The 6,482-nt window shown below is 69.3% G+C and carries 7 protein-coding genes and 1 pseudogene; 5 read left to right on the top strand and 3 right to left on the bottom strand.

All coding sequences use genetic code 11. From position 1 onward, the window contains the following. Positions 1-591 (top strand): IS982 family transposase (locus ACFYR3_RS23310; RefSeq protein ID WP_389284650.1); only part of this gene is annotated, 591 nt, incomplete at its 5' end. A 22-nt stretch (positions 592-613) separates the two neighbouring features. Then, positions 614-1,159, top strand: a pseudogene (locus tag ACFYR3_RS23305) (L-serine ammonia-lyase, iron-sulfur-dependent, subunit alpha); the annotation flags it as partial. 66 nt (positions 1,160-1,225) lie between these two features. Here the strand turns inward: ACFYR3_RS23305 and ACFYR3_RS23300 are convergent. The 3 genes from ACFYR3_RS23300 to ACFYR3_RS23290 all read right to left on the bottom strand — a co-directional run bounded on the left by ACFYR3_RS23300 (position 1,226) and on the right by ACFYR3_RS23290 (position 4,690). Further along, the gene (locus ACFYR3_RS23300) at positions 1,226-1,858 is read right to left on the bottom strand and encodes an MBL fold metallo-hydrolase (protein ID WP_261707614.1); all 633 of its coding nucleotides are present in this window, start codon (positions 1,856-1,858) and stop codon (positions 1,226-1,228) included. A gap of 8 nt (positions 1,859-1,866) precedes the next feature. After that, positions 1,867-2,952 carry an S-(hydroxymethyl)mycothiol dehydrogenase gene (locus ACFYR3_RS23295; RefSeq protein WP_099918851.1) on the bottom strand — a complete coding sequence of 362 codons (1,086 nt, stop codon included), beginning with the start codon at positions 2,950-2,952 and terminating at the stop codon, positions 1,867-1,869. A 772-nt stretch (positions 2,953-3,724) separates the two neighbouring features. Next, positions 3,725-4,690, bottom strand: a complete 966-nt coding sequence (locus tag ACFYR3_RS23290) for a pirin family protein (RefSeq protein WP_356780646.1) — start codon at positions 4,688-4,690, stop codon at positions 3,725-3,727. A 178-nt stretch (positions 4,691-4,868) separates the two neighbouring features. Between ACFYR3_RS23290 and ACFYR3_RS23285 the strand changes: the two genes are divergently transcribed. The 3 genes from ACFYR3_RS23285 (at position 4,869) to ACFYR3_RS23275 (ending at position 6,334) form a co-directional block, all read left to right on the top strand. Beyond that, entirely contained in the window at positions 4,869-5,399 is a 531-nt protein-coding gene (locus ACFYR3_RS23285) for a MarR family winged helix-turn-helix transcriptional regulator (RefSeq protein ID WP_389284649.1), read from the top strand. A 2-nt stretch (positions 5,400-5,401) separates the two neighbouring features. After that, positions 5,402-5,857, top strand: a complete 456-nt coding sequence (locus ACFYR3_RS23280) for a MarR family transcriptional regulator (RefSeq protein WP_389284648.1) — start codon at positions 5,402-5,404, stop codon at positions 5,855-5,857. Positions 5,858-5,986: 129 nt separating this feature from the next. Beyond that, positions 5,987-6,334, top strand: a complete 348-nt coding sequence (locus ACFYR3_RS23275; protein ID WP_389284647.1) for a tetratricopeptide repeat protein — start codon at positions 5,987-5,989, stop codon at positions 6,332-6,334. Positions 6,335-6,482: the final 148 nt, after the last annotated feature.

Here is a 6,482-nt window from a genome sequence, read left to right as displayed (position 1 = left end):
AGCGACGACGTGTGGATCGTGGACTCCACGCCGGTGGAATGCGGCCGTTCACGCGAGACCGTCAAGCGTTCCGACCTGGCCGGATGGGCCGAGTATGGATACTGCGCCAGTCACAGCCGCTTCTTCTGGGGCCTGCGGCTGCACCTGGTGTGCACCCTCCAGGGCCTGCCGGTCGCGTTCGCCCTGACCGGGGCCAAGGCCGACGAGCGCGAGACCCTGCTGGATCTCCTGTCCGGCGAACCCGGCCTCGTCGCCGCGCGTCCTGCCCAGACGCTGATCGGCGACAAGAACTACTTCGGCCGGGGCTTCGAAGACGAGCTGGCCGAGCAGGACATCCGGCTGCTGCGGCCGGCCCGCAAAGGCGAACCGGAGCGGCCCGGAGCTCCCCTGTTCAAGCCGCTGCGGCAGGTCATCGAGTCGGTCAACGAGACCTTCAAGGGCCAACTCGATCTCGAACAGCACCGAGGGCGCACGCCCGGCGGTGTCGTCGCCCGCGTCATGCAGCGCATTCTCGCGCTGACCGCCGCGATCTGGCACAACGACCACACCGGAACGCGCGTCCTTCGCTCACTGACCGCCTATGACCACTGACCCCTTGGAATTGATCATCTAGGAGAACGCCTCGGGCGGTCGCGTGGTCACCGCGCCCACCAACGGTGCGGCCGGGATCGTGCCCGCGGTACTGCACTACTACACGCGCTTCGTTCCCGGGGCCGACGAGGACGGAGCCGTCCGCTTTCTGCTCGCCGCCGGCGCGGTGGGGGCGCTGTTCAAGGAGAACGCGTCGATCTCCGGGGCCGAGGTGGGCTGCCAGGGCGAGGTCGGATCCGCCTGCTCCATGGCCGCCGCCGCTCTCGCCGAGGCGCTCGGCGGCACGCCGGAGCAGGTCGAGAACGCCACGGAGATCGGCATGGGGCACAATCTCGGGCTGACCTGCGACCCGGTCGGAGGCCTGGTCCAGATCCCCTGCATCGAGGGGAACGCCCTCGCATCCGTCAAGGCGATCAATGCGGCACGAATGGCGCTGCGCGGCGACGGCACCCATGTGGTCTCGCTCGACAAGGTCATCAAGACGATGCGCGAGACCGGTGCCGACATGAAGGTGAAGTACAAGGAGACCTCGCGCGGCGGCCTGGCGGTCAACGTCATCGAGTGCTGAGACGTCAACAAGTGCCGAGCGTCTTCGAATGTCGGGACGAGGCTGCCGCCGCGCGGTCGGCAGCGGTCAGAATCCGCGGTCGATCCATTCCTGGAGATGCGGGGCCTCGGCGGCGATGGTGGTCGTCTCCCCGTGACCGGTGTGCACGACCGTGTCGCCCGGCAGGGTCAGCAGCCGGTCCCGGATCGAGTCGACGATCGTGCCGAAATGGCTGTACGACCTTCCCGTCGCCCCCGGTCCGCCCGCGAAGAGCGTGTCACCGCTGAAGAGTGCCTTCAGGCCCGGCGCGTACAGGCACACCGCGCCGGGGGCGTGGCCGGGAGTGTGCAGCACGGTCAGCTCGACACCCGCCACCGTGACGACCTGCCCGTCGGCCAGTTCGCCGTCGGGTGACCGCTCCGGGTGGGTCTGCTTCCACAGCGGCAGGTCGTCGCCGTGGAGCAGGATCTGAGCACCGGTACGGTCGGCGAGTTCGGGGGCTGCGTCGATGTGGTCGTTGTGGGCGTGAGTGCACACGATGGCCCGCAGCGTGCGTCCGCCGAGGGCTTCGGCAATCGCCGCGGCGTCGTGCGCGGCGTCGATGACGACGGCCTCGGTGTCGTCACCGATGATCCAGACATTGTTGTCGACGTCCCAGGTGCCACCGTCCAGGGAGAACGTCCCCGAGGTGACGAGGTGTTCGATGCGCGCACCCGCCATGCCGGCCATCAGAAGACCACCACCGAGCGCAGTACGTCGCCGCCGTGCATCCGCTCGAAGGCCTTCTCGACCTCGTCCAGTGCGATGGTCTCCGTGACGAAGGCGTCCAGATCCAGTCGGCCCTGCAGGTAGAGATCGATGAGCATCGGAAAGTCACGGGAGGGCAGGCAGTCGCCGTACCAGGAGGACTTCAGCGCGCCGCCCCGGCCGAAGACGTCCAGCAGCGGCAGTTCGAGCTTCATCTCCGGGGTCGGTACGCCGACGAGGACGACAGTGCCGGCCAGGTCGCGGGCGTAGAAGGCCTGCTTGTACGTCTCCGGGCGGCCGACCGCCTCGATGACGACGTCCGCGCCGAAGCCGCCGGTCAGCTCGCGGATGGCCTCCACCGGATCGCCCTGCTTGGAGTTGACGGTGTGGGTCGCGCCGATCTTCTTCGCAGTCTCGAGTTTCCGGTCATCGATGTCGACCGCGATGACGGTGGCCGCCCCGGCGAGCCGGGCGCCGGCGATCGCCGCGTCCCCCACACCACCGCAGCCGATGACCGCCACGCTGTCACCGCGTCCGACGTTGCCGGTGTTGATGGCCGCGCCGATGCCCGCCATCACTCCGCAGCCCAGCAGTCCGGCGGCGGCCGCCGATGCCGCCCGGTCGACCTTGGTGCACTGCCCCACCGCCACCAGCGTCTTCTCCGCGAACGCGCCGATACCCAGGGCCGGGGACAGCTCGGTGCCGTCGGTCAAGGTCATCTTCTGCTTGGCGTTGTGGGTGTTGAAGCAGTACTGCGGCCGTCCACGCAGACAGGCCCGGCACTGCCCGCACACGGCACGCCAGTTGAGGATGACGAAGTCACCCGGAGCGACGTCGGTGACGCCCTCCCCCACCGACTCCACGACACCCGCGGCCTCGTGGCCCAGCAGGAACGGGAAGTCGTCGTTGATGCCACCCTCGCGATAGTGCAGATCGGTGTGACAGACCCCGCAGGCTTCGATCTTCACCAGCGCCTCGCCCGGGCCGGGGTCGGGCACGATGATCGTTTCCAGGCTGACGGGGGCGCCCTTCCCCCGCGCGACGACAGCACGGACCTGGTGAGTCATGGCCACTCCTCAGCTGGTACGAGATCTGATTCAAATGTTGCTTATTACGGCACGTATCTCACGTGTCGCAACACAGCATTATGGAGGGCCGAGCGGGGGTCAAGGATCCGAACACACAGAACGCCGACTGGACAGGGGCGCCCCTGCCCCTCATCGGCACCCGTGCGCCCCGCAGGCAGCACACCCGTGTACCACCAGCAGACGAAGAATCTGCTGACTGCCACTCACCCGTTCCGAAGCAGAGCCCGACTTGCCGACATGCCGCTTCCGGGACCCGTCGCTACAACTGCACTCTCCCCGTGGCGGTCCGCCCAAGGGGTGAGTAGGGCAGCAGCAGCACGCCGGGGCATTGGCGGATTCCCACAAAGCCCCCTCGTCACGGACCTCTCCTCAGCATCGCTGCCCAGGCACGTGGTGGCGCCTTGCCCCAGCACAAGGCACCAAGGTCAGCATCGGCCTGGCCAACACGCGAGCGGCAGCTCCGGGGCGGGTGCTCCAACAGCTGCGACAGCTGCGACAGCTGCGACAGCTGCGACAGCTGCGACAGCTGCGACAGCTGCGACAGCAACACAATAGTGCTGACGTCCCGTCAGGAAAGTCAGCACTGGGTCAGCACTGGGCTGACTAAACCCGTCTACAGATGGCGAGACATGCGAACGCAGCTTTGTCCCTCGATGTGTTCCCGAGGAGCGATCGCCCCTCGGGAACACCGGGTGCCGAGCGGGGACAGCCGTGCCCCGCGAGGGGCGTGCGCCAGATCTGGAACCCCAGGTCAGCGCACCCTTCCGCGCGGTTTCAGCGGACCGGGCGGGAGTTCGGGAGCGGTCAGCGGCGCCCCGTCGTACCCCACCACCTCACCGAATCGGGAGCCCTTCATCCAGTCCGAACGGGCCTGCGCGATATCCTCGTTGGACCGTCCGATGAAGTTCCACCACATGATCAGCTCTTCCTCGAACGGCTCGCCGCCCAGAAGCATGAGGCCCGCGTCCGTCGTGGCGCGCAGCGGGAGTTCGGTGCGGCCGCAGCCGAGGTAGAGCATGGAGCCGGGGACCACCGGTACTCCGTCGACGTGGGCCTCGCCGGACATGGCGAGGACGGCGTACTCGAAGTCGGGCTCCAGCGGCAGCCGTACGTCCGCGCCGCTCGCGAGGGCCAGGTCGGCGCCGACGATCGGCGTGTACGTCGTACCGGGCGAGGCCGCTCCGTCGAGCGTGCCCAGCACGAGCGTGGCCCGCAGACCGGGGGCGGTGACGACGGGCAGTTCGGCGTGGTGTTCGAAGCGCGGGTCGGTGTTCCGGTGACTGTCCGGCAGGGCGACCCAGAGCTGCGCGCCGTGCAGCAGGCGGGAGTGCGCGCGGGGGCTCTCCTCGGAGTGGCTGATGGCGTGACCCGAGGTCATGAGGCCGAGTTCACGCGGGCGGATCGTCTGGAGGCTGCCCGTGGAGTCGCGGTGCAGCACCTCGCCCTCGTGCAGCCAGCTGACGGTCTGCAGGCCCATGTGCGGGTGCGGCGGAACCTGCATGCCGGGCTCGTCGGCGATGTCGTCGGGCCCGTAGTGATCGACGAAGCACCACGCGCCTACCATGCGCCGGCCCAGGTTGGGCAGCAGACGGCGGACTTCGGTGGACTCGCCGAGCTTGACCCGGCGGGGGCTGAGGAGTTCGCGCACCGGCTCGGCCACCACGAACCCGCGGCCACCGCAGGGGGCGGGAACCGCCTCCCGATCAAGATTGCTCATGGGCCCAACCTAGCCCCGTCGAGGACCTCTCGTCAGGCCATCGATCCGCCCATTGAGGGGCACTTGGCTCAGAACCGGCGCGGCGGCCCGGGACACGGTCCCCAGGTCCGTACGCCATACGGCGGGCCGTTCGAGGAAATAGTAGCCATGGACATAGTAGCCATGTACTGTTTCTTGCATGAGTTCAGCGAAGTCGGTATCCGAGTACGCGACGCCCGGTTTCCTCGTCTGGCGCCTGTCGATGAAATGGCGCGTCGCGGTCGACCGGGCGGTGGGCCCGCTGGGCCTGACGCACGCGCAGTACTCGCTGGTGGCATCGCTGTACAGCATGAACCGGGACGGGCATCGCCCCAGTCAGCGCCGGCTCGCCGACCACACCGGACTGGAACCGCTGTACGTCTCGAAGCTGGCCCGTTCCCTGGAGGCGGCCGGCCTTCTCGACCGCACCCGGGATCCGGCGGACCCCCGCGCGGTGCGCTTGTCCCTCACCGAGGACGGGCGCGCGATCACCCGCCGTGCGATCACCGTGGTCCAGGGCCTGCTGGAGCAGCTTCTCGAACCACTGGGCGGACTCGGCGGCGAGCGCACACGGGCGTTCAGCCGCGAGGTGGCCGTCCTGCTCGACGTACCGCTCGATCCGCACACCGGAGCCGAGTCGCCTTCCGGCGAGGCTTCACTTACTTCCGAAGAGGTTTCATCCGAGGAGTAGTCATGACCACCTCTGTTCCCCCCGTCACCGTTCCCCCCGTCAACGGCCAGGTCATCGGCCTCGCCCACTACGCGAGCCGCGCCGCCCTGGAGCGGGTGCTGGCCCGCAGCGGCACCACCTTCGAGCAGTCCGTGGCCCTGCGGGCCGTGTCCGACAACGGCGGAACCCTCGAGCGCGCCCGGCTCGTGGGCCGGCTGACCGGCGGGCTGAAGATCGAGGAATCGGCCGCGCGGCGGACCGTCGAAGAAATGACGGCACTGAAGCTCCTGGCGGAGCCGACGCCCGAGCAGGTGTCCCTCACGGACGGCGGCCGGGAGCTGTTCGAGTCGATCCGCACCACAGGCAACGAGATCGCGGCCCGGGTGTACGCCGGGATCCCGGCCGAGGACCTGGCGACCGCCGGGCGCGTGCTGGCCCTCGTCACGGAACGGGCCAACGCGGAACTCGCCGACGCATAGCCGCCCCGGGGCAGCTCGTAGCCGCCCCCAGGCAGCGCGTAGCCAACCCGAGGCGTCCCGGGACACCTCGACAGTTCGTGGAATATTCAACCAAACCGCGCGGTTGTGCCTCGTCGAAGGAGGTCAGCGGTGGACATGACGTACTACGACCACGGGACGGCCGCGGAGCGCTGGGAGCGGGCGCAGCTGTTCTTCGAGGCCAAGGACTACGCCTCGGCGGCGCTGGTGCTGGGCAGCCTGGTCGAGGAGGTGCCGGAGCAGACCGGACCCCGGATGCTGCTGGCGCGCTCCTACTACCACTCGGCCCAACTGCGCCGCGCCGAAACCGAGTTGCGCGCCCTCGTGGAGCTCGACCCGGTCGAGCACTACGCCCGGCTGATGCTGGGACGCACGCTGCAGCGCCTCGGCCGGGCCGACGAGGCGGCGTCGCACCTGCGGATCGCGTCCGCGCTCGCGGGCGACTTCGAGCGGGCTTGATCCGATCCGTCCCCGGGTGATTCCGGGTTCGGCGCCCCTCCCGGGAAGGCCGGTCACCTCGGTGACCGGCCTTCCCGCGTGTCGGGCGGCCTAGCGGCCCCTGGCGGGTGCGCGGGGCCGAAGGGGCGTCGCCGCCACGGGTGCGGGC

The sequence above is a fragment of the Streptomyces sp. NPDC005784 genome (genome assembly GCF_042871525.1).
Lineage (GTDB): Bacteria > Actinomycetota > Actinomycetes > Streptomycetales > Streptomycetaceae > Streptomyces.
Note: the sequence above shows the minus strand (reverse complement) of the source record. Positions and strands in the feature narration are given on the sequence as shown.